At 70.2% G+C, this 23661-nt stretch carries 20 protein-coding genes; 10 read left to right on the top strand and 10 right to left on the bottom strand.

Going from position 1 to position 23661, the window contains the following annotated elements; genetic code table 11:
• Positions 1–360 precede the first annotated feature (360 nt).
• Positions 361–1800 carry a cytosine permease gene (locus AB0I94_RS19180; RefSeq protein WP_363310739.1) on the bottom strand — a complete coding sequence of 480 codons (1440 nt, stop codon included), beginning with the start codon at positions 1798–1800 and terminating at the stop codon, positions 361–363.
• Positions 1801–1962: 162 nt separating this feature from the next.
• Here AB0I94_RS19180 and ureA point away from each other — a divergent pair, with 162 nt between their 5' ends.
• From ureA to AB0I94_RS19140, 8 genes are all read left to right on the top strand, one after another.
• On the top strand, positions 1963–2667 hold the full coding sequence (gene ureA, locus AB0I94_RS19175; RefSeq protein WP_363310738.1) for an urease subunit gamma: 705 nt from the start codon (positions 1963–1965) through the stop codon (positions 2665–2667).
• Positions 2664–4385: an urease subunit alpha gene (locus tag AB0I94_RS19170; protein ID WP_363310737.1), complete on the top strand. Its 1722-nt coding sequence runs from the start codon at positions 2664–2666 to the stop codon at positions 4383–4385. Before ureA ends, AB0I94_RS19170 begins: the two co-directional genes overlap by 4 nt.
• Positions 4386–4416: 31 nt before the next feature.
• Positions 4417–5430 (top strand): agmatine deiminase family protein, encoded by a 1014-nt coding sequence (locus AB0I94_RS19165; RefSeq protein ID WP_363310736.1) that lies wholly within the window; start codon positions 4417–4419, stop codon positions 5428–5430.
• A gap of 115 nt (positions 5431–5545) precedes the next feature.
• The gene (locus AB0I94_RS19160; RefSeq protein WP_363310797.1) at positions 5546–6112 is read left to right on the top strand and encodes a TetR/AcrR family transcriptional regulator; all 567 of its coding nucleotides are present in this window, start codon (positions 5546–5548) and stop codon (positions 6110–6112) included.
• 147 nt (positions 6113–6259) lie between these two features.
• A complete protein-coding gene (locus tag AB0I94_RS19155) occupies positions 6260–7519 on the top strand; it encodes a hypothetical protein (RefSeq protein ID WP_363310735.1) in 1260 nt (419 codons plus the stop codon).
• A 363-nt stretch (positions 7520–7882) separates the two neighbouring features.
• Complete coding sequence (gene cimA, locus AB0I94_RS19150; protein ID WP_363310734.1) at positions 7883–9487, top strand: citramalate synthase; 1605 nt, start codon at positions 7883–7885, stop codon at positions 9485–9487.
• Positions 9488–9548: 61 nt separating this feature from the next.
• On the top strand, positions 9549–10907 hold the full coding sequence (locus AB0I94_RS19145; protein ID WP_363310733.1) for a hypothetical protein: 1359 nt from the start codon (positions 9549–9551) through the stop codon (positions 10905–10907).
• A 129-nt stretch (positions 10908–11036) separates the two neighbouring features.
• Positions 11037–11939, top strand: coding sequence for an alpha/beta hydrolase (locus AB0I94_RS19140; RefSeq protein WP_363310732.1), 903 nt, complete (start codon positions 11037–11039; stop codon positions 11937–11939).
• A gap of 329 nt (positions 11940–12268) precedes the next feature.
• Here the strand turns inward: AB0I94_RS19140 and AB0I94_RS19135 are convergent, their stop codons facing one another.
• The 3 genes from AB0I94_RS19135 to AB0I94_RS19125 form a co-directional block, all read right to left on the bottom strand.
• Positions 12269–13249 (bottom strand): SDR family NAD(P)-dependent oxidoreductase, encoded by a 981-nt coding sequence (locus tag AB0I94_RS19135; protein WP_363310731.1) that lies wholly within the window; start codon positions 13247–13249, stop codon positions 12269–12271.
• A gap of 95 nt (positions 13250–13344) precedes the next feature.
• Positions 13345–13884 carry a hypothetical protein gene (locus tag AB0I94_RS19130; protein WP_363310730.1) on the bottom strand — a complete coding sequence of 180 codons (540 nt, stop codon included), beginning with the start codon at positions 13882–13884 and terminating at the stop codon, positions 13345–13347.
• 51 nt (positions 13885–13935) lie between these two features.
• A complete protein-coding gene (locus AB0I94_RS19125) occupies positions 13936–14568 on the bottom strand; it encodes a YceI family protein (protein WP_363310729.1) in 633 nt (210 codons plus the stop codon).
• 344 nt (positions 14569–14912) lie between these two features.
• Here AB0I94_RS19125 and AB0I94_RS19120 point away from each other — a divergent pair, with 344 nt between their 5' ends.
• Entirely contained in the window at positions 14913–16508 is a 1596-nt protein-coding gene (locus AB0I94_RS19120) for an acyl-CoA carboxylase subunit beta (RefSeq protein ID WP_363310728.1), read from the top strand.
• Positions 16509–16541: 33 nt separating this feature from the next.
• Positions 16542–16745: an acyl-CoA carboxylase subunit epsilon gene (locus tag AB0I94_RS19115; protein ID WP_363310727.1), complete on the top strand. Its 204-nt coding sequence runs from the start codon at positions 16542–16544 to the stop codon at positions 16743–16745.
• A 624-nt stretch (positions 16746–17369) separates the two neighbouring features.
• Here the strand turns inward: AB0I94_RS19115 and AB0I94_RS19110 are convergent.
• The 6 genes from AB0I94_RS19110 to AB0I94_RS19085 all read right to left on the bottom strand — a co-directional run bounded on the left by AB0I94_RS19110 (position 17370) and on the right by AB0I94_RS19085 (position 23616).
• The gene (locus AB0I94_RS19110; RefSeq protein ID WP_363310726.1) at positions 17370–17954 is read right to left on the bottom strand and encodes an ATP/GTP-binding protein; all 585 of its coding nucleotides are present in this window, start codon (positions 17952–17954) and stop codon (positions 17370–17372) included.
• Positions 17935–18534: a DUF742 domain-containing protein gene (locus AB0I94_RS19105; RefSeq protein ID WP_160507408.1), complete on the bottom strand. Its 600-nt coding sequence runs from the start codon at positions 18532–18534 to the stop codon at positions 17935–17937. The genes AB0I94_RS19110 and AB0I94_RS19105 overlap by 20 nt, the downstream gene beginning before the upstream one ends.
• Before the next feature lie 93 nt (positions 18535–18627).
• Positions 18628–19041 carry a roadblock/LC7 domain-containing protein gene (locus tag AB0I94_RS19100; protein ID WP_135330751.1) on the bottom strand — a complete coding sequence of 138 codons (414 nt, stop codon included), beginning with the start codon at positions 19039–19041 and terminating at the stop codon, positions 18628–18630.
• 10 nt (positions 19042–19051) lie between these two features.
• On the bottom strand, positions 19052–22204 hold the full coding sequence (locus AB0I94_RS19095) for a nitrate- and nitrite sensing domain-containing protein (protein WP_363310725.1): 3153 nt from the start codon (positions 22202–22204) through the stop codon (positions 19052–19054).
• 445 nt (positions 22205–22649) lie between these two features.
• Complete coding sequence (locus AB0I94_RS19090) at positions 22650–23231, bottom strand: ATP/GTP-binding protein (protein WP_363310724.1); 582 nt, start codon at positions 23229–23231, stop codon at positions 22650–22652.
• Positions 23212–23616, bottom strand: coding sequence for a DUF742 domain-containing protein (locus AB0I94_RS19085; protein ID WP_363310723.1), 405 nt, complete (start codon positions 23614–23616; stop codon positions 23212–23214). The genes AB0I94_RS19090 and AB0I94_RS19085 overlap by 20 nt, the downstream gene beginning before the upstream one ends.
• Positions 23617–23661 lie beyond the last annotated feature (45 nt).

Genomic DNA, 23661 nt, shown 5'->3' with positions numbered 1-23661 from the left:
CCGGGAGTGATCTCCCGGGGCCGGTCTTCTGCTTTGTCGGCTGCGGATCGTCGCTGCGTCGCTGCGTCGCTGCGTCGCTGCGGGGTTGCGGGGTTGCGGTGGCGGTTCGGTTGTGGGGGCGGGGCCGCGCCGGTGTGTCCGTCCTCGCTATCGTCCGGTGGCCGCGGGGCTGCTGCGGCACCGGAGTCCCGCGAGCCGTGCTCCGGGCGGACAAACCGACACGTCCCCTCGCGCCCGCTGCCGCCTGCGGCCGACCGATGGCTGATCGCTGCGGGGCAATCGGGTGGGTGGGCGGGAAAGGCTTGTTCGGCCAGGGTCGGATGCGGGGTGATCGGGTGGGTGGGCGGGGGGCCCGTTCCGTCAGGTGAGGCTGCGGACCGTGGGGCCACTTTCCGCCGCCGGCTCAGGCTCACGCTCCGGAGCCCGCCCTCGCTCAAGGGCCACGTACATCACTCCTCCCACCACACCCGACAGCAGGAAGCTGCAGTCCACCCCGCCGGTGAGGGAGAGCAGCGGGCCCTCGTAGGAGGGGAGTGAGACCGCCGCGAGGCCGACCCCCGCACCCAGCGCCCAGCTCACCGTCGCCGGAACGTTCCAGCCGCCCCGGTACCAGTAGATCCCGCCCCGGCTGCGGCGGTTGAAGACCTGGAGCGCCTCCGCGTCGTACACGCCCCCGCAGCGTGCGAAACCGATGAGGGTGATCACCGCCCACGGCGTGCCGATCGCCGTGAGGAGGAGGACGAAGGACGTCATCGCGTCCTGCGCCTCCCACGCGAAGTGGCCCACGAACACGCACCCCGTGGCGACCACGGCCACCGTGTACGTCGCGCGGGCCCGCGACGCCCTCGGCAGGATCGCGTCGAGGTCCAGGCCCATCGAGTACAGCATCAGGCCCGCGTTGCCGACCGAGCCCGCGGAGGCGGCCAGGAGGAGCGGGATCAAGTACCAGGTCGGGGACGCCGAGACCAGCGGGCCCGCGTAGTCGAGCGCCGCACCCGCCGCGTACGCCGTGAACGTACCGAAGAGCTGGGGGACGAGGAGTCCGGTGAGCAGGCCGGTCCACGAGGCGCGCAGCACCGTGCGCGAGGTGTGGCGGGCGGGGGAGACGTAGCGCGTGTAGTCGCCCAGGAGCGTGATGAACGCGATCGGGCCGCTGAGCCCCGCCGCCACCAGGGCGAGGAGCCACGTCGGCCAGAACGAGCCCAGGAGGTAGCCGCCCGCCTCGGGGAGGGCCGACGTCGTGAAGTCGGGGGCGTAGGCGACCGTCCCGAGGATCAGGAGCGCCGTCATGCCGACCGCGAGGACGCGCGAAAGGCGCAGCAGGACCCGGTAGCCGTAGACCGCGCCCGTCACCGTGGCGGCGGCGAGCAGCGCGTACACGATCCCGTACGAGAGGCCGCCGGCGGGCATTCCCGTCAGGCGGTGCAGTACGCCCACCATCACGTCGCCGCCGATCCAGATGGTCAGCGCGGTGTAGCCGAGGGAGAGCAGGAGGCCGACGACCGAGCCGACCAGGCGGCCCCGTACGCCGAACTGCGCTCCGGAGGAGGTGGAGAGATTCGTGCCCGTGCGGAGAGAGACCAGGGCGAGGGGTGCCGTGAGAGCCGTGCCGAGGACCGTGCCCGCCACCACGGACGTGACGGATGCCCACCAGCCGAGGCCGAACGACACCGGCAGCCAGCCGAAGACGATCACCCCCAGGCAGAGGTTGGAGCCGAGCAGGATCGAGATGAGATCGCGGGGGCCGCTGGTGCGCTCCCCGTCCGGGATGGTGTCGACTCCGCGCTGTTCTATCGGCATGAGGGTGCCCCTGACGCTCGATCGTGGCGGCCTGCGCACACAGGCCACCGTCCGACGGTTTGAGTGCCGCTCAATGTGACCTGAGTCAAGCTCACCCGTCAATGTTTCCGTCGAATCAATCTCGTGGTTAGAGTGTCGTTCAAACGACGGAGGTGTGGTGGCGTGCGACTTACCCCCACGGAACGCGACCGGCTGCTGCTCTTCGGGGCCGCCGAGCTGGCCAGGGCCCGCAAGGCGCGCGGCCTCAGACTCAACGTCCCCGAGGCGACCGCGCTGATAGCGGACACGGTGTGCGAGGCGGCCCGGGACGGGGCCAGGCTCGCCGAGGCCGTCGAGCGTGCGCGCTCGGTGCTCGGAGCCGACGACGTCCTGCCGGGCGTCGCGGATGTGGTGACCGAGGTGCACGTGGAGGCCGTCTTCGACGACGGGTCCCGGCTCGCGGTCGTCGCCCAGCCGATCGGTGGGGGGCTGGGGAGTGAGGCGCCAGGGGCACTGCTCCCCGGGCCGGAGCACGAGGAGCCCGCGCCTGTCGCGACGCTAGCCGTGCGCAACACCTCGACCGTGCCCGTCTCCGTCACCTCGCACTTCCACTTCTTCGAGGCCAATCCCCGCCTCGACTTCGACCGGGTGGCCGCCTACGGCATGCGCCTTGCCGTGCCCGCCGGGTCCTCGGTCCGCTTCGGGCCCGGCGAGAGCGCCGAGGTCGGGCTGCTTCCGATCGGCGGCGAGCGGATCGCGATCGGCTTCGCCGGCCTTGTCGACGGGCCGCTGGACGCGCCGGGCGCCCGCGAAGAGGCCCTGCGCCGCGCCGCCGCCTGCGGCTACCTCGGCGTACCGGAAACGACTGAGCAGGAGGTCGAGCGATGAGCCGCCCCGGAGGTCACCCCGCCGAACCGCGCCGCCTCACCCCGTACGAGTACGCCGCCACGCACGGCCCCCGCGCCGGCGACCGCGTCCGGCTCGGTGATTCGGGGCTGACGGTCCGCGTCGAGTCCGACTCCCAGCGGCACGGCGAGGAGTTCCTCGCCGGGTTCGGCAAGACCGCCCGCGACGGGCTGCACCTGAAGGCCGCCGCCGTGCGCGAGACCTGTGACGTCGTGATCAGCAATGTGCTGGTCATCGACGCCGTGCAGGGCATCCGCAAGGTGTCCGTCGGCATCAGGGAGGGGCGGATCCACGCCATCGGGCGGGCCGGCAACCCCGACACCCTGGACGGCGTCGACGTCGTCGTCGGCACCGGCACGTCCATCGTCTCGGGCGAGGGGATGATCGCCACCGCCGGAGCCGTGGACACCCATGTCCATCTGCTCTCGCCGCGCATCATGGAGGCGTCCCTCGCCTCAGGCGTGACGACGATCATCGGGCAGGAATTCGGGCCCGTGTGGGGCGTCGGCGTCAACTCGCCCTGGGCGCTGCGACACGCGTTCAACGCCTTCGACGCCTGGCCCGTCAACATCGGCTTCCTGGGCCGGGGTTCGTCCTCGCACGACGCCCCGCTGATCGAGGCGCTCGCCGAGGGCGGGGCGTCGGGCTTCAAGGTGCACGAGGACATGGGCGCGCACACCCGCGCGCTCGACACCGCCCTGCGTGTCGCCGAAGAGCATGACGTCCAAGTGGCCCTGCACAGCGACGGGTTGAACGAATGCCTGTCCGTCGAGGACACCCTGAAGGTGCTGGAGGGGCGGACCATCCACGCCTTCCACATCGAGGGGTGCGGCGGCGGGCACGTGCCGAACGTGCTGAAGATGGCGGGCGTGCCGAACGTGATCGGCTCCTCCACCAATCCCACGCTGCCCTTCGGACGCGACGCCGTCGCCGAGCACTACGGCATGATCGTCTCGGTCCACGACCTGAAGACCGATCTGCCGGGCGACGCGGCCATGGCCCGTGACCGCATCCGCGCCGGGACCATGGGCGCCGAGGACGTGCTGCACGACCTGGGCGCCATCGGTATCACCTCGTCCGACGCGCAGGGCATGGGGCGCGCGGGCGAGACCGTACGCAGGACCTTCGCGATGGCCGGGAAGATGAAGGCCGAGCTCGGCCCCATGGACGGGGACGGTGAAGGCGACGACAACGCGCGCGTCCTGCGCTACATGGCCAAGCTGACCATCAATCCCGCCATCGCCCACGGCCTCGCCCACGAGGTCGGCTCCATCGAGGTCGGCAAGATGGCCGACATCGTGCTCTGGCGGCCCGAATTCTTCGGCGCCAAACCGCAGTTGGTCCTGAAGTCCGGCTTCCCCGCGTACGGCGTCGTGGGCGATCCGAACGCCGCCACCGACACGTGCGAGCCGCTCGTCCTGGGACCGCAGTTCGGCGCGTACGGCTCGACGCCCGCCGACATCTCGGTGGCCTTCGTCGCCCAGGCGGCCGTCGACCAGGGCAACGACACGATGCCCACCCGGCGGCGCCGCGTCGCCGTGCGGGGCACGCGGGGCATCGGCCCCGCCGACCTGCGGCTCAACTCCCGCACCGGCTCCATCGACGTCGACCAGCGCTCCGGTCTGGTCACGCTCGACGGCGACCCGGTGCGCTCCGAGCCCGCCGACTCGGTCTCGCTCAATCGCCTCTACTTCCTGTAGACCTCCCGTCAGTCCTTCCATAGGGATCACCATGACCTTCCGCATGCCCGCCGAGTGGGCCCCGCACGAGCGCACCTGGATGGCCTGGCCGGGCCCCAACCCCACCTTCACGGACGAGCGCGAGCTCGCCGAGGGGCGGGCCGCCTGGGCTGCCGTCGCCCGTGCCGTACGCCGCTTCGAACCCGTCACGATGGTCGTCGGGACCGGCCAGAGCGAGTCGGCCCGCGCGCTCCTCGGCCCGGACGTCGAGCTGGTCGAGCGCGACCTGGACGACGCGTGGATGCGGGACATCGGCCCCACCTTCGTACGCGAGGGCGACCAACTGGCCGCCGTGGACTGGACGTTCAACGGCTGGGGCGGCCAGGACTGGGCCCGCTGGGAACACGACGCGAAGATCGCCCGCCATGTCGCCGACCTGGCCGGCGTGCCCGTCCACTCCTCGCCCCTGGTCAACGAAGGCGGCGGCATCCACGTCGACGGCGAGGGCACCGTCCTGCTGACCGACACCGTTCAGCTCGACCCAGGACGCAACCCGGGGCTGACCCGCGAGCAGGCCGAGGAGGAGATCCACGCCCGTATCGGCACGCGGAAGGCGATCTGGCTGCCGAAGGGCCTGACCGGCGACTACGGCCAGTTCGGCACCCGGGGCCACGTCGACATCGTCGCCGCCTTCGCCGCACCCGGCGTCGTCCTCGTCCACTCCCAGCAGGACCCCGCCCACCCGGACTTCGAGGTCAGCAAGGAGATCATCGGGGTTTTGCGGGGGCAGACCGACGCCAAGGGCCGCGCCCTGCAGATCGTCGAGGTGCCCGCGCCGACCGTCCTCACCGACGACGAGGGCTGGGTCGACTACTCCTACATCAACCACTACCTCTGCAACGGCGGCGTCGTCCTATGCGCCTTCGACGACCCGCGCGACGAGATCGCGGCGGGCATCTTCCGCCGACTCTTCCCGGAGCGGACCGTGACGCTCGTGGACGCCCGTACGATCTTTGCCGGGGGTGGTGGCATCCACTGCATCACCCAGCAGCAGCCGAAGATCTAGCGAGGCCGGCGCGTCCAGCGCGGCCGGCGTCAGACGAATCACCGCAGGAGTCCCCGTGGCCGAGGCCGCCCGCCGGAAGAACGCGCCCCCGCGCGAGGACGTCCTTGCCGCGGCCATGGAGATGATCGCCGAGCGCGGCCTGGAGAAGCTGACCATGGCCGCGCTCGGCCGCGAGGTCGGCATGAGCAGCGGCCACCTCCTCTACTACTTCCGCACCAAGGACGAGCTGCTCCTGCGCACCCTGGAGTGGAGCGAGTCCGCGCGCGGCGCCGAGCGCGGCCGGCTGCTCGCCCGCCGGGGCACGGCCCGCGAGCGGCTCGACGCGTACGTCGACCTGTACGTCCCCGACGCCCCCGGCGACCCCCACTGGACGCTCTGGCTGGAGGTCTGGAACCGCTCGCTGAACGCCGACGAGGACGAGCGAGACCGTCAGGTCGCCATCGAGAGTGCCTGGCACCGCGACCTCGTGGCGCTGCTCGCCGAAGGCGTCTCGCGGGGCGAGTTCGCGGCCCTGGACCCCGACCGGTTCGCGGCCCGGCTGCGGGCGCTGCTCGACGGCTTCTCCATCCATGTGGCGATCGGCCTGCGCGGCACGGGACGTGACCAAATCCTCGCGCACGTGAGGGAGTTCCTGGACGGAGCGCTCGGCGCAGGCCCGCAGGACCCCAAGACCCCCGTCTAGGTTGTACGCATTTCTGCGGATTGTGGGTTTCCTGGTGGTGCGCTTGTATCCCTGTGGGCCCTCGGTGCGGTCCGGAACCGACCTCGCACGCACCGAACCGAGGAAGTCCTTCGCACGGAACTCTGAGCAACCACGGGGGAATTGACCATGCACAGCACCAAGCGCCGCGCCGCCCTGGCCGCCGCCGCACTCGTCGCCGCGGTCACCGCCACGACACTGCCCGACGCCTTCGCCGCGCCCGCCGCCGACGCGCCCCGCACCGAGGGCGTCAGCGTCACGGCCGACGGCAAGGCCGCCGATGACCGCTCCGCGGGGGCCGTGATCAGCCGGAACGGCAGGTTCGCCGCCTTCGACTCCGCGGCCACCGACCTGGTCGCGGGCGACACCAACGGCCTGAACGACATCTTCGTACGCGATCTGCGCACCAAGAAGACCGAGCGGATCTCCCTCGAAGGGCGCGACGTCAGGACGCCCTCACTGAGCGCCGACGGGCGTTACGTCGCCATGATCACCAGCCCCGCGGACGCCTACTCGGTGACCGACGTGCGGCTCTACGACCGCAAGACGAAGAAGTTCGAGCGTCTCGACGTCGAGCTGCCCGACGGCTACCCCGGGGACAGCTCGGGCGGCGTCTCCCTGAGCGCGAACGGCCGCTACGCCGTGTTCAGCACGGACGGTCCGCAGTTCGACGGCACGGCGGTCTTCCTGCGCGACCGGAAGACCGGCACCACCGAGAAGGTCAGCCACCCGTACACGGGCGGCGACGGGGAGCGTAACGCCCACTCGCCGACCGTCAGCGACGACGGCCGTCGCGTCGCCTACGCGAACTCCTTCGTCAACGGTCCGCGCGGCGACGACTGGAGCGACCTGTGGGTGCGCGACCGCAAGACGGGCAAGGTGACGCAGGTCGACCGTTCCCACGACGGGTCCAAGACCGAGAAGGAGTCCCTGTCCGTGTCCATCAGCGGCGACGGCCGCACCGTCGTCTTCGAGTCCCGCGACACGCATCTCGTCCCGAACGACGACGACGCCGCCTGGAACGTCTTCGTGCACGACCTCGCGTCCGGTGAGAACCAGCGCATCCACGGCACCCAGGGCGGCCCGGGCGAGGTCTACACCCGCGCGCCCGCCATCAGCGCCGACGGCCGCTACCTGACGTATCTGTCGGAGCTGGCCGAAGCCGGTTCCGAGTACGGCAAGGAGTGGCCCGTCTACCTGAGGGACCTGAAGGAGGGCGCCACCACGCTCGTCACGCCGGACACCACGGGCGGCGCGGCCTCGGCGCAGGTCGCCCCCGGCGGCATCTCGGCGGACGCCCATCGCATCGCCTTCCTCAGCGGCGACGCGACCTTGCTGAGCGGCGACACCAATGACGGGTACGACACGTTCGTGCGCCACGTGCGCTGACGCCTCACCGTCTGGCGGGCGGCGCGTCTCACGCGCCGCCCGCTTCGTTCACCCGCGACGTCCACGTATGCCCGCATCGTGAGACGGGGCAGCGCGGTGTGTACGGGCTGTGGCAGGCTGCGACCGTGCTCTCGTTCGCCATGATTATTGGCAGCAGGCGCGCCGGTCCGCAGTGACCGTCTCGTACCACCATGTACGGGCGGACACCGTCGTCTCTCGACCCGCGCGCAAACCTCTCGTACCCACGAGGGGTTTTTTCGTTTCCTGGCCCAACATCAGCCGGACGCGGAGCGCGGGGGATCATTGAGGCGGTGGAGCCGGTCATTCCGGTAGACCGAGATCCGACACAGGAGCCAGATCAGCATGACGGAAACCAGCACACCCGACGATTCGTTCCACGTCTTTGACACCACGCTGCGCGACGGCGCGCAGCGCGAGGGAATCAACCTGACCGTCGCTGACAAGCTGACCATCGCCCGGCACCTGGACGACTTCGGCGTGGGCTTCATCGAGGGCGGCTGGCCGGGCGCCAACCCCCGCGACACCGAGTTCTTCGCCCGCGCGCAGCAAGAGATCACCTTCCGGCACGCCCAGCTCGTGGCCTTCGGCGCCACCCGCCGCGCGGGCGGCTCAGCGGCCAAGGACCCGCAGGTCAACGCCCTGCTTGAGTCCGGAGCCCCGGTCATCACGCTCGTCGCCAAGGCCCATGACCGGCACGTCGAGCTCGCCCTGCGCACCACCCTTGAGGAGAACCTGGAGATGGTGCGCGACACCGTCTCCTACCTCCGGGACCAGGGGCGGCGCGTCTTCGTCGACTGCGAGCATTTCTTCGACGGCTACCGCGCCAACCCTGAGTACGCCAAGTCCGTCGTCCGCACGGCCTCCGACGCCGGCGCCGACGTCGTCGTCCTGTGCGACACGAACGGCGGCATGCTCCCCGCCCAGGTCCAGGCGATCGTCGGGACCGTGCTCGCCGACACCGGCGCCCGGCTCGGCATCCACGCGCAGGACGACACGGGGTGCGCGGTCGCCAACACCCTCGCCGCCGTCGACGCGGGCGCCACGCACGTGCAGTGCACCGCCAACGGCTACGGCGAACGGGTCGGCAACGCCAACCTCTTCCCCGTGGTCGGCGCCCTGGAGATCAAGTACGGCAAGCAGGTCCTGCCCGAGGGCTCGCTGCGCGAGATGACCCGCGTCTCGCACGCCATCGCCGAGGTCGTCAACCTCACGCCCTCCACGCACCAGCCCTATGTGGGTGTTTCGGCCTTCGCCCACAAGGCGGGCCTGCACGCCTCCGCGATCAAGGTCGACCCGGATCTCTACCAGCACATCGACCCGGAGCTGGTGGGCAACCGCATCCGGATGCTGGTCTCGGACATGGCGGGGCGCGCCTCCATCGAGCTCAAGGGCAAGGAGCTCGGGATCGACCTCGGCGACGACCGGGCACTGGTGGGCCGGGTCGTCGAGCGGGTCAAGGAGCGGGAGCTCAATGGTTACTCGTACGAGGCCGCCGACGCGTCCTTCGAGCTGCTGCTCCGCGAGGAGGCCGAGGGCCGGGCACGCCGCTACTTCCGCGTCGAGTCCTGGCGGGCCATCGTCGAGGACCGGCCCGACGGCACGCACGCGAACGAGGCCACCGTGAAGCTGTGGGCCAAGGGAGAGCGCATCGTCGCCACGGCGGAGGGCAACGGCCCGGTCAACGCGCTCGACCGGTCGCTCCGGGTGGGTCTGGAGCGGATCTACCCCCAGCTCGCCAAGATGGAGCTGGTCGACTACAAGGTCCGCATCCTGGAGGGCAAGCACGGCACCTCGTCCACGACCCGGGTGCTGATCTCCACCAGTGACGGTGACGGCGAGTGGTCGACGGTGGGGGTGGCGGAGAACGTGATCGCGGCGTCCTGGCAGGCGCTGGAGGACGCGTACACCTACGGACTGCTGCGGGCGGGCGTCGAGCCCGTGGAGTAGTCGCCGCACATGGGGCGCTCACGGACCGCCGTCGGGGGCGCGACTGAGTTAGCTTCGAAGTATGAGCAATGGGGCGAAGCGAATATTTGTCGCGCTGTCCGGGCTTCTCGTGTCCCTGGGTGCCGTGTCGTTCACGGCGGCGCCCGGGGCCGCGGCCGCCACCAGTGTCCCGGCCGTGGCCGAGGCCTGGGAGAAGAGCCCGGTGTACGTGGATCCGGCCGCCTCGGACCAGCTGTCCGGGGCCGACGCGGATGCCATCGCGGAGAAGATCAAGGACGCCGACAAGCCCGTGTTCGTGGCGGTGCTGCCCGCCGACTTCCCCAAGCAGGACCTCTTCCAGAAGCTGCGCACCGAGACCGGCGTGACGGGGGTGTACGGGATCCGGCTCGGCGACGCGTTCGACGCGAAGGCCGACCGGCAGGTGCTGTCCAACGCGGCCGTCTCGAACCTCGTCACGACCTACGGGGACGAGGGCGACACCAAGACCCAGCTCAACGCCTTCGTCGACCAGGCGGTGAAGGACGCCCGCGGCTCGGCGCCCGCGTCCTGGGAGGCCGGCTCCGACGGCGACGCTCCCGTGGGCGCGCTGATCGGTGTCGGTGCGGTGCTCGTCGCGGGTGGCGGGGCCGCGTACGCGGTGGTCCGGCGCAACCGGCGGCGCAAGCTGGAGGAGGAGCGGGCCGCGCTGGAGAAGCTGCGGGTCGTGGTGGACGAGGACATCACGGCGTACGGCGAGGAGCTGGACCGGCTCGACTTCCATCCCGCGGAGGCGGGAGCGGACGACGCGATGCGCACGGACTACGAACGGGCCCTCGACTCGTACGAGAAGGCGAAGTCGTTCATGGCGGCGGCGGAACGGCCCGAACAGGTGCGGGCCGTCACCCAGTCGTTGGAGGACGGCCGCTTCTCGCTCGCCCTGCTCGCCGCGCGCAGGGAGGGCCGCCCGCTGCCGGAGCGGCGCGCCCCCTGCTTCTTCGACCCGCGGCACGGTCCGTCGGTGAAGGACGCCCCGTGGGCGCCGGCGGGCGGGGCCGAGCGCTCGGTTCCGGTGTGCCTGGCGGACGCGACGCGTCTCGCGGACGGCGAGGACCCCATGGCGCGGACGGTGGCCACGGAGTCCGGGGAGCGCCGCCCGTACTGGGAGGCGGGCCCGGCCTACGGCCCCTGGGCCGGCGGTTACTTCGGCGGCGGCATGCTGCCGGGCCTGCTGGTGGGCACGATGCTGGGCGGAATGATGGCGAGCCCGGCCTACGCGGCGGACTACGGCGCGGGGTACGGCGACTTCGGCGCGGGCGCCGGATACGACGGCGGGGACTACTCGGGCTCGGACTTCGACTCCGGCGACTTCGGAGGCGGCTTCGGGGGCGGTGGCGGGGACTTCGGCGGGGGTGGCGGGGACTTCGGGGGTGGCGGGTTCTAGTTGACCGGGGAGGCCGGGGCGGCCGGGGCTGACCGGGGGTGAGGCTGTCCGGGGGTTGACCAGGCGAGGCGCTTACGAGACGATACGTATCGTCTAAACGAGCGCCTCGTTGCTTCGGAAGGTCACCCCATGCGGCAACAGCAACAACAGCAGCAGTACGTCGAAGCCGCCCCGGGCGTCCGCCTGTGGACGGAGCGACGTGGCGCGCCCGACGCTCCCGCGCTGCTCCTGATCATGGGCGCCCAGGCATCTGGTCTCGGCTGGCCCGACGCCCTGGTCGACGCACTCGCCGACCGGCATCAGGTCATCCGTTACGACCACCGGGACACGGGGCGCTCCACCACCAACTTTGACCAACACCCTTACCCCGTCACCGACTTGGCCTGGGATGCCATAGCCGTCCTGAACGGCTGGGGAGTGGAGCGCGCGCACCTGGTGGGCATGTCCCTCGGCGGAATGCTGACCCAACTGGTCCTCGCCGACCACCCCGAGCACGTCCTCAGCGCCACGCTCATCGGCACCTGCGCGCTCAGCGACACTCCGTACGTGGCACCTGACGGAACCTTGATCCCCGTAGGTCAACTCCCCGGCATCGCTCCGGAGGTCCTGGAGATGTGGTCCCGGCCGGTGGAGGACAAGGGGGTCGAGGCCGAGCTCGACCGCAGGGTGGAGCACTGGCGCGTCCTGAACGGCCGCCAACTCGACGTGGACGATTCGTACTTCCGGGAACTGGAGCGCCGGATCATCGAGCACACCGGCACCCACGTCGCCTCCACCGCCCACGCCCGAGCCGACGACTCCCACATGCTCCGCACCGGCGAACTGGCCGGTACGAAGGTCCCCACGCTCGTCGTCTCCGCCCCGGCCGAGCCGGTGTTCCCGCCCCCGCACCCGCACCACCTGGCACAAGTCATCGGCGGCGGCAGCGCGCACCTGGTGGAGATCACGGGCATGGGCCACGCGCTGCCCCCGGCGGTCCAGCGCCCGCTCGCGGAAGCGATCCTGACTCACACCACATCAGTCCGGCCGTAGGGCCCTGGCCCCACCGCCGCTCTGCCGCCGCGTGCCACCACTTCGGCGGCGAGGGGCCGACGACTCGGGACATGGGCTGGTCCGGATGCAGGCCCAGGGGGCGCAGTGCGTCAGCCCGGACATGGATCACGAAAGAGCCGCGCCAGTGGCCGTCGGGGCCGGGGCCGCACATGTGGTCCCAGTACATCTCGTCCGGCGTGAAGGGCATCCAGTCGATGCCCCGCTCACGCAGTCAAGCGCGGACGGCCGCCGGGGGCCGGGGGCGGCCGGAGGTGTTCTCGTACGCCGCGATGGTGATCCACTCGTGCGGGTCAGGGGCCGTCATGCGGTCATGATGACAGATCACCCAACCCCGTGATCTCCAGGGAGAGTTGCCACAGGCGCGCCGCGGCCTCACGGTCCGTCGCCCACGGCTTGACGCCGCCGATCAGCATGTCCTGCGTCATGGCGGGCTCCGCCACATCGCAGTCCTGGCAGTACGCGCCGCCATGAGCGTCGAGCAGCGGCGACGTCGCCGCCCACACCGCAGTGGCCGCGCCCCGCGCCGGCGACTTGAAGCCCTGCGCCGGCGTCCCGTCGGCACTCACCCAGCCCTGCGCGATCTGTTCCTCGCGGGGGATGTGGCGTTGGAGGGGCGTGAGGATGCTGCCGGGGTGGACGGCGAAGGCCCGTGGGCCGCTGCCTGCCGCGCCCAGGGAGTCGAGATGTACGGCGAAGAGGGCGTTCGCCGTCTTGGACTGGGCGTAGGCGAGCCAGCGGTCGTAGCCCTCGTGGAAGTGAGGGTCCCTCCAGCGGATGTCGGAGAGGAAGTGGCCGGACGAGGCGACGGACACCACGCGTGCGGCCGTGCCCCGACTCAGCGCCGGGTAGAGGCGGTTGGTCAGGGCGAAGTGGCCCAGGTGATTGATCGCGAAGTGGGATTCCCAGGTGCCGTGCGGGCCCACGCGGGTCTCGGGGCAGGCCATCACGCCCGCGTTGTTGACGAGGATGTCGAGGGTGCGGTGCGCCGCCAGGAAGCGGTCCGCGAAGTGCCTGACGCTGTCCTGGTCCGCCAGGTCCAGCTCCCGCACCTCCACGCGGTCCACGCCCCGCAGCGCCTCGCGTGCGACGCCGGGCCTGCGTGCCGGGACGACGACGTGTGCGCCGGCCCGGGCGAACGCCCGGGTGATCTCCAGGCCGAGGCCCGAGTAACCGCCGGTGACAAGAGCCGTCCTGCCCGAGAGGTCGATCCCTTTGAGCACGTCGTCCGCCGTGCTCAGCGCCCCGAACCCGCTGCCGAGCCTGCGCTGGTGTTCCTGCTGTGTGGTCATGCGCGTGACGCTAGAAGTTGGACCGCGCCCCAGGGCAAGGGCAAGGGCAAGGGCAAGGGCAAGGGCAAGGGCAAGGGTGAATGGGTGAAGCAGGCTCAGGCATTGTTCTGCGACGGTGAGACCGGCCAGCTCCCCGAATGCCCGGGCGGAAGCGCCAAGTCGCGCCGTACGGCCTGGTAATAGCCCTCACGTGTGGTCCGCTGGCGCTCCAGGAGGGTGGACCACGCCTCGGGATCCCGGATGCCGTCGCGCAGGAAGCGCTCCATCTCGACGACGGTGAGGACCCAGACTCGCGCCTTGTCCACCACGTCGGGAGTGCCGAGCATCAACAGCGCCTCACCGGCCGGGTCCCGCGCGATGGCGGCCTCCGCGAGGTGGGGCGCCGCCTCCTCGGGGGACAGGGGGTGCGGGTGCGGGTCGTTGCCGAGGTGGGCCGCGACGCGGTAGGTGAGGGTGACCGCCTGCTTCACCACGCGGGCGTAGTCGCCGTAGACGGCGAGGCGCCGCTCCTCCCAACGGGCGGCCTGCTCACGCTGGAAACGGGCTCGGTCCCCTCGGGTGATCGCCAGGTACGAACCGAGCGCACCGACGATCACGCCGATCAGGGCGGGCAGTTGCTGTATGAACTCGACCACGCCCCGAACGGTATAGGAGCCACGAAGGCTCCCCCCCACAAACGCCCGGGCTCAGGAGCCGGAACGAATCGCGGAGATGTCGAAGCTCAGCTTGATCTTGTCCGAGACGAGCACTCCGCCCGTCTCCAGCGCGGCGTTCCACGTGAGGCCCCACTCGGAGCGAAGGATCTCCGCCTTGCCCTCGAAGCCGACCCGCTGGTTCCCGAAGGGGTCCGTGGCCGAGCCGTTGAACTCCAGGTCGATGGCGAGCGGCTTCGTGGTGCCGAGGATCGTCAGGTCGCCGGTGATGCGGTAGTCGTCGCCACCCAGTGCCTCCGCCTTCGTGGAGCGGAAGGTCATCTCCGGGAACTCGTCGGTCTTGAAGAAGTCCGCGCTCTTCAGGTGCCCGTCGCGGTCGGCGCTGCCGGTGTCGATGCTCTCCATCTTGATGTCGATGGAGGCCGTCGAGCGGGACGGGTCGGTGCCGTCCAGGTGCAGCGTGCCCGCGACGTCGGTGAAGGAGCCCTTGACGTTCGTGACCATGGCGTGACGGGCGACGAAGCCGATCGACGTGTGCGAGGGGTCGATCGCGTACTCGCCGGTCAGGGCGGCCAGCTCCGGGTTGACCGGGGCGGCGACCGTGCCGGTGGCGGAGGGGATCGCGGGGGAGGTGGCGGTTTCGTTCTTGCGGCCGAAGAGACCCATGACTGCTCCTTGGGGGACGAGCTACGGGCGGGAAGCCCGAGCTGCGAGCTGCGGGGGAGGTATCTGTTGAATGTTCAACGAGATTGACTCTAACGCGATTCAGTTCAACATTCAACCTATAGCGGTACGCGTCGAAGTCATCACGCAAAGACACGGCCCACCCCGCCACCTGTGAGCTGTCTCTCACGCACTCCTTTGTGGAATCCCTACAGCTGCAGACGCCTCTGAGCAGTCACTTCGCGTGGACAGCGAAGGGCTTCTGTTCGGGGGTGCCAGGAAAACGGGCCGGAGACTGTGCAGAGTCGACGGTCCGTTTCTCTAGGTGCACTTCGTAAGGTCACTACATGACCGTTTTGGACGACACCGCTTCTTCTCCCGAAGGCGAGCCCACCGACGCGCGTGGACGCGTGGCCGAGCTGCACGCGATCCGTGCCGAGGCGCTGCGCGGCCCGAGTGAGAAGGCGACGAAGGCCCAGCACGCCAAGGGCAAGCTGACCGCACGCGAGCGGATCGAGCTGCTGCTGGACGCGGGGTCGTTCCAGGAGGTCGAGCAGTTGCGCCGGCACCGGGCGACCGGGTTCGGCCTGGAGGCCAAGAAGCCGTACACCGACGGTGTCATCACCGGCTGGGGCACCGTCGAGGGCCGCACGGTCTTCGTGTACGCCCACGACTTCCGCATCTTCGGCGGCGCGCTCGGCGAGGCGCACGCCACGAAGATCCACAAGATCATGGACATGGCCATCGCGGCCGGTGCCCCGCTGGTCTCCCTGAACGACGGTGCCGGCGCCCGCATCCAGGAGGGCGTCTCCGCGCTCGCCGGGTACGGCGGCATCTTCCAGCGCAACACCAAGGCGTCCGGTGTCATCCCGCAGATCTCGGTGATGCTGGGCCCGTGTGCGGGCGGCGCCGCGTACTCGCCCGCCCTCACGGACTTCGTCTTCATGGTCCGCGAGACCTCGCAGATGTTCATCACCGGCCCGGACGTGGTCCGCGCGGTGACCGGCGAGGAGATCACGCAGAACGGCCTGGGCGGTGCGGACGTGCACGCCGAGACCTCGGGCGTCGCCCACTTCGCGTACGACGACGAGGAGACCTGCCTCGCCGAGGTCCGCTACCTCATCGCGATGCTGCCCTCGAACAACCGCGAGAACCCGCCCACCCACGAGTCGGACGACCCGGCGGACCGCCGCTCGGAGGTCCTGCTCGACCTGGTCCCGGCCGACGGCAACCGTCCGTACGACATGGCCAAGGTCATCGAAGAGCTCGTCGACGACGGCGACTACCTAGAGGTCCACGAGCGCTGGGCGCGCAACATCATCTGCGCCCTGGCCCGCCTGGACGGCAAGGTCGTCGGCATCGTCGCCAACCAGCCGCAGTCGCTGGCCGGTGTCCTGGACATCGAGGCCTCCGAGAAGGCGGCCCGCTTCGTGCAGATGTGCGACGCCTTCAACATCCCGATCGTGACGCTGCTCGACGTGCCGGGCTTCCTGCCGGGCGTCGACCAGGAGCACGGCGGCATCATCCGTCACGGCGCGAAGCTCCTGTACGCGTACTGCAACGCCACCGTGCCGCGCATCTCGCTGATCCTGCGCAAGGCCTACGGCGGCGCCTACATCGTCATGGACTCCCAGTCCATCGGCGCCGACCTCACCTACGCCTGGCCCACCAACGAGATCGCGGTGATGGGCGCCGAGGGCGCCGCCAACGTCATCTTCCGTCGGCAGATCGCGGCGGCCGAGGACCCCGAGGCCATGCGGCAGAAGATGGTCAAGGAGTACAAGGCCGAGCTCATGCACCCCTACTACGCCGCCGAGCGCGGCCTGGTCGACGACGTCATCGACCCCGCCGCCACCCGCGAGGTGCTCATCAGCTCCCTCGCGATGCTCCGCAACAAGCACGCGGACCTGCCGTCCCGCAAGCACGGCAACCCCCCGCAGTAATTCCTGCAGTAGCCCACAAGGAGAACGCTGCACATGAACACTCCCGCTCCCGACATCCGCGTCGAGAAGGGCCACGCCGAGCCCGAGGAAGTCGCCGCCATCACGGCGATCCTGCTGGCCCGTAGCGCCGCCGCCACCGCGCAGGCCTCCACGCCCCGCCGAGGCCGCGACAAGGCCGGCTGGCGCCGCTTGGAGCGCTCGCCCGGCTTCCGCGCCCCGCACAGCTGGCAGGGCTAGCCCCTCCGCCCCACGACACCCCCAGGGCCCCGCACCGCTACCGGCGCGGGGCCCTGCTGTGCCCCCGCCCTCCCGCTGGGCGACGAATCTCCCGCCGGCCTGTTCACTCCGATTCCGCCCCTGGACGAAAAGGCGCCCCCGCCCGCCCGTTAACCCCGGGTCCGCCTCTGGACGAACAGGCGCTCCCACCCGCCCACCCGATCGCCCCGGGTCCGCCTCTGGACGAACAGACGTCCCCGCCCGCCCGTTCGCCCCGCACTCCGCCCCTGAACGGACGGACCTTCCCACCCGCCCACCCGTTCACCCCGCATCCGCCTCTGGACGAACAGGCGCCCCCGCCCCGCCCGTTCACCCCGCGTCCGCCTCTGGACGAGCAGACGCCCCCTTCCGCCCACCCGTCACCCCGCAGGGGGAAGCTTGTTCGTGCAGGGGCGGGTGCGGGGCAATCGGGTGGGTGGGCGGGAAGGCTTGTTCGTTCAGGGGTGGATGCAGGGTGATCGGGTGGGCGGGTGGGCGACATCCGCCGCGAAGCGGCGGGCCCCAGGCATCCCGGCCCGCAGACAAAGACACTGGGCCCCGCACCACCTGACGGTGCGGGGCCCAGCGGCGTACAAGTAAGGACCGCTAACGCAGCCGCGCCATCAACGCGTGCTCCACGAGCGTGATCAGCGCGCTCTTCGCGTCAGCGCGATGCCGCGCGTCCGTCGTGATGATGGGGGCGTCCGGGCCGATCTGCAGCGCCTCACGGACCTCGTCCGGCGTGTACGGCTGGTGGCCGTCGAAGCCGTTGAGGGCGATGACGAAGGGCAGGCCCGAGTTCTCGAAGTAGTCGACGGCGGGGAAGCAGTCGGCGAGACGGCGGGTGTCGACCAGAACCACCGCGCCGATGGCGCCACGGACCAAGTCGTCCCACATGAACCAGAAGCGGTCCTGTCCGGGCGTACCGAAGAGGTACAGGATCAGGTCCTGGTCCAGGGTGATGCGGCCGAAGTCCATGGCGACGGTCGTCGTCGTCTTGTCCCCGGTGTGGGTGAGGTCGTCGATGCCCGCGGAGGCGGACGTCATGACGGCCTCGGTGCGCAGCGGGTTGATCTCAGAGACCGCCCCGACGAACGTGGTCTTGCCCACGCCGAAGCCGCCCGCCACCACGATCTTCGCGGAGGTGGTGGAGCGAGCTGTTGCTCCGCCGCTAGAGCTTGCGAAGTCCACTGAGCACCCTTTCGAGCAGTGTCACGTCTGGCTGGCCGCCGGCGGACTCGTCGCCGCCGGGCTGGTGAATGGCGACAAGTCCGGCCTCCGCCAGGTCGGCTACGAGGATTCGGGCGACGCCGAGAGGAATGGTGAGAAGTGCCGAGATCTCAGCGACTGACTTGATCTCGCGGCACAGATTGCAGATCCGCTGATGCTCGGGCAACTGGCCCTGCAGCTGGTGCGGTTGGGCGGTGGTGTGCACCAGCGCCTCGATGGCGAGCTGGTAGCGAGGCCTGGTGCGTCCGCCCGTCATGGCGTACGGGCGCACCAGGGGGTTGCTCGCGGCACCCGCGGGCGCCGGTTCAGGGGCGCGTCGCTGTGGTTGCACTGGCTGGATCCTGGGGGTGTGAGGCTGCTCGTACGGGCTCTGGCGGGGGCCCGGCTGCTGCGGCTGCTGGTAGGGCCTGCGGTGCTGGCTGGGCGCGGAGGGGAAGTTGTAACGGTTGGGCGCCCCGTCGTGCGGCCCCTGCCCCTGGCCGTGACCAGGCGACCAGTTGGCCGATGACGAACCGTCCGGGGGTGTTCCTGAGCCTGCCACGTACTCCTCCTCCGACTGTGCCGGGCACCATCAATCTGGAGCCGCGTCTCGAAACCTTACGGCCAAGGGACGCGAAAACGCACCGAACGTCTACTAGTTGAGAAGGCTCCCCTGCAGCTCCGCACGGAGGTCGGGCGTGAGTACGGTGCCGGCACGGTCGACAAGAAGTGCCATCTCGTACCCAATGAGACCGATGTCCGCATCCGGGTGGGCGAGGACGGCCAGCGAGGAGCCGTCGGAGATGGACATAAGGAAGAGAAATCCTCGCTCCATCTCCACAACGGTCTGGGTCACGGAACCGCCCTCGAAGATCCGGGAGGCCCCGGCGGTGAGGGAGGTCAGACCGGATGCGACGGCCGCGAGCTGGTCGGCTCGGTCGCGGGGGAAGCCTTCGGACATCGCCAGAAGGAGTCCGTCGGCGGAGACCACCACCGTGTGGGACACCCCAGGGGTGTTGTCCACGAAGTTGGTGATCAACCAGTTCAGGTTCTGCGCCGCCTGGCTCATCGGGCTCACACTAACGCTCCTGGTTGTAGGTGCTGTCAGGGCCACCGCGGTGATTACCGGTGTCCTGGCCATTCGTGGTGTCACTGCCTGCGCTGCGTCCTCGCTGGACGCCGCGGCGCAGGTTGCTCAGCCGACCCCGAACGTCCTCGGGGTCGCGGGAGACCTGTGGGCCGCCCTGTGGGGTCTGTTCCGCCGTGCCCTCGACCAGATTGGCCTTGGGTACCCGCTTCGGGAGACCGGACGGGGTGATGCCACCCGCCTTGGGCTCCTTCAGCGACTCGGCGCGCTGCCAGCGGTCGTCGTTGGGCGACGAACGCCAGTTGCTGTCACTGTTGCCGGTGGTGTTGCCGAACGCGTCACCGGTGTTGTTGCCGAACGCGTCGCCGACCGGGGCCGGGATGCTGTCGCCGCCCGCCGCGCCGTTGGAGCCGCGGCGCGGGAGACCTGCGGCGGTGGTGTCGTGGACCGCGGACGGGACCGGCCCGGGACGCTCGAAGCCTACGCGGTCGGCGCCGTTCGCGGGAGCCGCCGGAGCGGATTCCGGTTCCGGAGAGTACTCGGCCTGATACGCGCCCGGGTTGTTCTCGTATCCGTCACGTGAGGGCCAGTCGTCCTGGTGGGAGCGGTCCGGGTAGGCCACGAAAGCCTCGGAGACGGCGCCCGTATGAGCAGCCTGATCGTCGTGACCGGCCTCCGTATAGGGGGCGTCCTGGTAGCCGTCCTGCGCCGGGTAGTACCCAGCGGGTCCTTCGTCGTACGCCGGCTGCACGGCCTGACCCTGGTCGTACTCGTCGTACACCGGAGCCTGCTGGTCGTATGCGGGCTCGTAGCCGCCCTGCTCCTGCTCGAAGCCCTGCTGCTGGTCGAAGCCCTGCTGCTGCGGGGCTATCTCGTCGCGGAAGAGCGGACGGCCGTCGCTGGACTGGGCCTGCGCCTCCAGGGCGGCACGCCGCTCCTCGCGCATCAGCGAGCGGCCCACCGGGTCGAGCTCCTGGGATTCGACGGCGTCACCGTTGTAACGGCTGTCGTCGAAGCCCAGCTCGGCCGCCGTACGCATCGGCTGGTGGTTGAAGGCCGGCTGCTCCGGCGCCTGCTGCTCCGGCATGATCGAGGAGACCGTGAACTCGGACTCGGGCAGCTGGTGTTCGCCGCCGCCGCCGTGCGTGATGGCGTCGGGGAGCATGACGAGCGATGTCGTGCCCGCCTGCTCGCCCGAGGGGCGCAGCTGGACGCGGATGCCGTGCCGCTCGGAGAGGCGGCCGACCACGAACAGGCCCATGCGCTGGGAGATCGCGGCGTCCACCGTCGGCGGGTTGGCCAGCTTGTGGTTGATGTCCGCGAAGTCCTCGGCGGTGAGGCCGATGCCCTTGTCGTGGATCTCGACCATGATGCGGCCGTCGGGAAGACGGGTCGCGGTGACGCGGACCTTGGTCTGCGGCGAGGAGAACGTGGTGGCGTTCTCCAGGAGCTCGGCGAGCAGGTGCACGAGGTCGGTCACGGCCAGGCCGTGGATCTCGGCCTCCGGGACGCCGGAGAGCTCGATGCGCTCGTACTGCTCCACCTCGGAGGAGGCGGCGCGCAGGACGTCGACCAGCGGGACCGGCTGGTCCCAGCGGCGGCCCGGCTCCTCGCCGGAGAGGACCAGGAGGTTCTCGCCGTTGCGTCGCATACGGGTGGCCAGGTGGTCCAGGCGGAAGAGGCTCTCCAGCTGGTCCGGGTCGGCCTCGTTGTTCTCCAGGTCGGTGATGAGGGTCAGCTGGCCCTCGATCAGGGACTGGTTACGGCGCGAGAGGTTGGTGAAGATCGCGTTGATGTTGCCTCGGAGCAGGGCCTGCTCGGCGGCGAGCCGAACGGCCTCGCGGTGCACTTGGTCGAAGGCGCGGGCGACCTCGCCGATCTCGTCCGTGGAGGAGATCGGGATGGGCTGTACGCGGGTGTCGACGCGACCGGGGTCGGTGCGCGAGAGCTGGTCGACCAGCATCGGCAGACGCTGCTCGGCGATGCCGAAGGCGGCGGTCCGCAGCTGACGCATCGCCTTGGACATCTGGCGGGCCATCATCCCGGCCAGGATGAAGGCGGCGAGCAGCGCGATCACGACGATGGCGCCGGTGATGTACGCGTTGCGCTGGGCGTCGGAGGCGATGTCCGACGCCTCGGTCACCGCCTTGTCGGCGAGGTCGGACTCGATGGTGCGGTACTCGTCGAACTTGGCGGACGTGGTGGCCCACCAGGCTTCCTTGGTGACGCCCTTGCCGGCGAGCGTGACGCGGGCGCTGGGCTGCGTGCTCGGCATCGTCGCGATGGCCGAGACCATCTCCTCCGCGGACGGCGGCGGGACGAACGTCTTGCCCTGGGCCTTCGCGTCCGCGGCGGCCTGCTTGGCCTGCTTCTCGCCCTCGGCCTTCAGCTTCTTCTTGGCGGCCTCGAGCTTGGCGACGTCCTCGGGGGTGCCACCGCCGGTGTACTCCTCGATGGCGATGCCCTCGAGGTAGGCGTACGAGGAGAGGGCCACCTTCTGCTTGCCGAAGCTGCTCGCGGTGGGGCCCGGCTTGACCAGCAGGTGCATGCCGATGGAGCGCTCAAGGGAGAGCGCCGCCTTGGTCAGCGAGATGGCGTAGACGGTCCGGCCGTAGCTGGTGATGTTTCCGGTGCCCAGACCGAGCTCGTTGGCGAACTCCATCAGAGGGTGCTGGATGGCGACGTAGCCCTCTTCGGTCTGCGCGCCGGAGAGCTTGGAGGTGTACGCCGCCTGGCGCAGGGACTGCAGACCCGGCTCCACCTTGTGGAAGCCGTCGAGGCGGCGCTTGAGGCCTTCCTTCTGCGGCATGTTCTCGGCGGCGGCGTCGAACTCGTCGCCGGCCTTGTCGGTGGCCTTGCGGGCCTTCACGACGGCCGGGTCGTTCTTGTCGCCGCGCAGCAGCGGGGCGGCGGAGATGTCGCGCTCTTCGATGAGGCGGTTGCCGTAGTTCAGCGAGGCCTGCACGAGGCGGGCCGTGGCTTCGGCGTCCTGGGCTTCGCTCCAGGTGTCGATCGATCCCTTGACCTGGAAGCCGCCCATGACGAGGCCGACGAGCACGGGTATGAGGAGGATCGCGTTCAGGCGGGTCGGCACGCGCCAGTTGCGCGGGGACATTCTGCCGCCGGTGGGCGCCGGGGGTTCCATGCCCTGCACATCGGTGGGGGACGCCGCTGTGCGCGGCGGCGGGGTGAAGTTGCCCCGCGTATCCCGCGTCTGCGGCGGTGCGGGGCTCGTCTTGCTTCGCCTCACTCGACCAACAACCTCTCGGCGGCGGGACCTACACCGGTCCCGCTGTCGTCTCCAAGGCCCGTGCTACTGGGCAGTTCAGCGCATTCCAGCACGTCAGGGGGTCCTCTACCAAACAGTGAGAAGGGCAAGTTCCGAGTGGTGTAAGCCTCAGATAAAACGGTCAAAAAGAGCGAGCCCCGCCAAAAGGCGGGGCTCTTGTGCGCACAGCGACACCGAATGACCGCGACGCGTGGCGGCGCCCGGCGAATTCTCTGTCGAAACGTTATGAACAGAGCGGTCGTCCGTGTCAAAAGACACAGGCCGCTCTGTGGAATCTACGGCAACTGCCGTACCGCCTCGTCTACTTGAGTCGTGCCATAAGTGCGTGTTCGACCAGCGTGATCAGGCCGCTCTTTGCGTCCGCACGGTGTCGCGCGTCGGTGGTGATGATCGGCGTGTTCGGGCCGATCTGGAGAGCTTCCCGCACTTCATCGGGGGTGTACGGCTGGTGGCCGTCGAAGCCGTTGAGGGCGATGACGAAGGGCAGGCCGCTGTTCTCGAAGTAGTCGACGGCCGGAAAGCAGTCGGCGAGACGGCGGGTGTCCACGAGTACGACAGCGCCGATGGCGCCGCGGACGAGGTCGTCCCACATGAACCAGAAGCGGTCCTGTCCGGGCGTACCGAAGAGGTACAGGATCAGGTCCTGGTCCAGGGTGATGCGGCCGAAGTCCATGGCCACCGTGGTGGTGGTCTTGTCCCCGGTGTGGGTGAGGTCGTCGATGCCCGCGGAGGCGGACGTCATGACGGCCTCGGTGCGCAGCGGGTTGATCTCGGAGACCGCCCCGACGAACGTGGTCTTGCCCACGCCGAAGCCGCCCGCCACCACGATCTTCGCGCTGGTGGTGGAGCGGCCTCCGCCGCTGCTAGAGCTTCCGAAGTCCACTGAGCACCCTTTCGAGCAGTGTCACGTCTGGCTGACCGCCGGCGTTCTCGTCGCCGCCGGGCTGGTGAATGGCGACGAGCCCGGCCTCGGCCAGGTCTGCCACGAGAATCCGGGCCACGCCGAGCGGCATGGAGAGCAGGGCCGACACCTCGGCCACCGACTTGACCTCGCGGCAGAGGTGGCAGATGCGCTGGTGCTCGGGGAGCAACCCCATCAGCTGGGCCGGGTCGGCCGTCGTGCTGACCAGCGCCTCTATCGCGAGCTGGTAGCGGGGCCTGGTCCGGCCGCCGGTCATCGCGTAGGGACGCACCAGCGGCTGGTCGCCTTCGTAGCCGTACGACCCGTGAGAGCCGTACGGGTCGTGAGAGGCGGTGGGCGGGGTCATGGATCCTCCGGGCGGGACAGCAGGTGGTCTGCTTGCCGTCTGATA

The sequence above is a fragment of the Streptomyces sp. NPDC050147 genome (genome assembly GCF_040660195.1).
In the GTDB taxonomy this organism is placed as follows: Bacteria; Actinomycetota; Actinomycetes; order Streptomycetales; family Streptomycetaceae; genus Streptomyces.
This window is presented reverse-complemented; position numbering and strand designations above follow the sequence as displayed.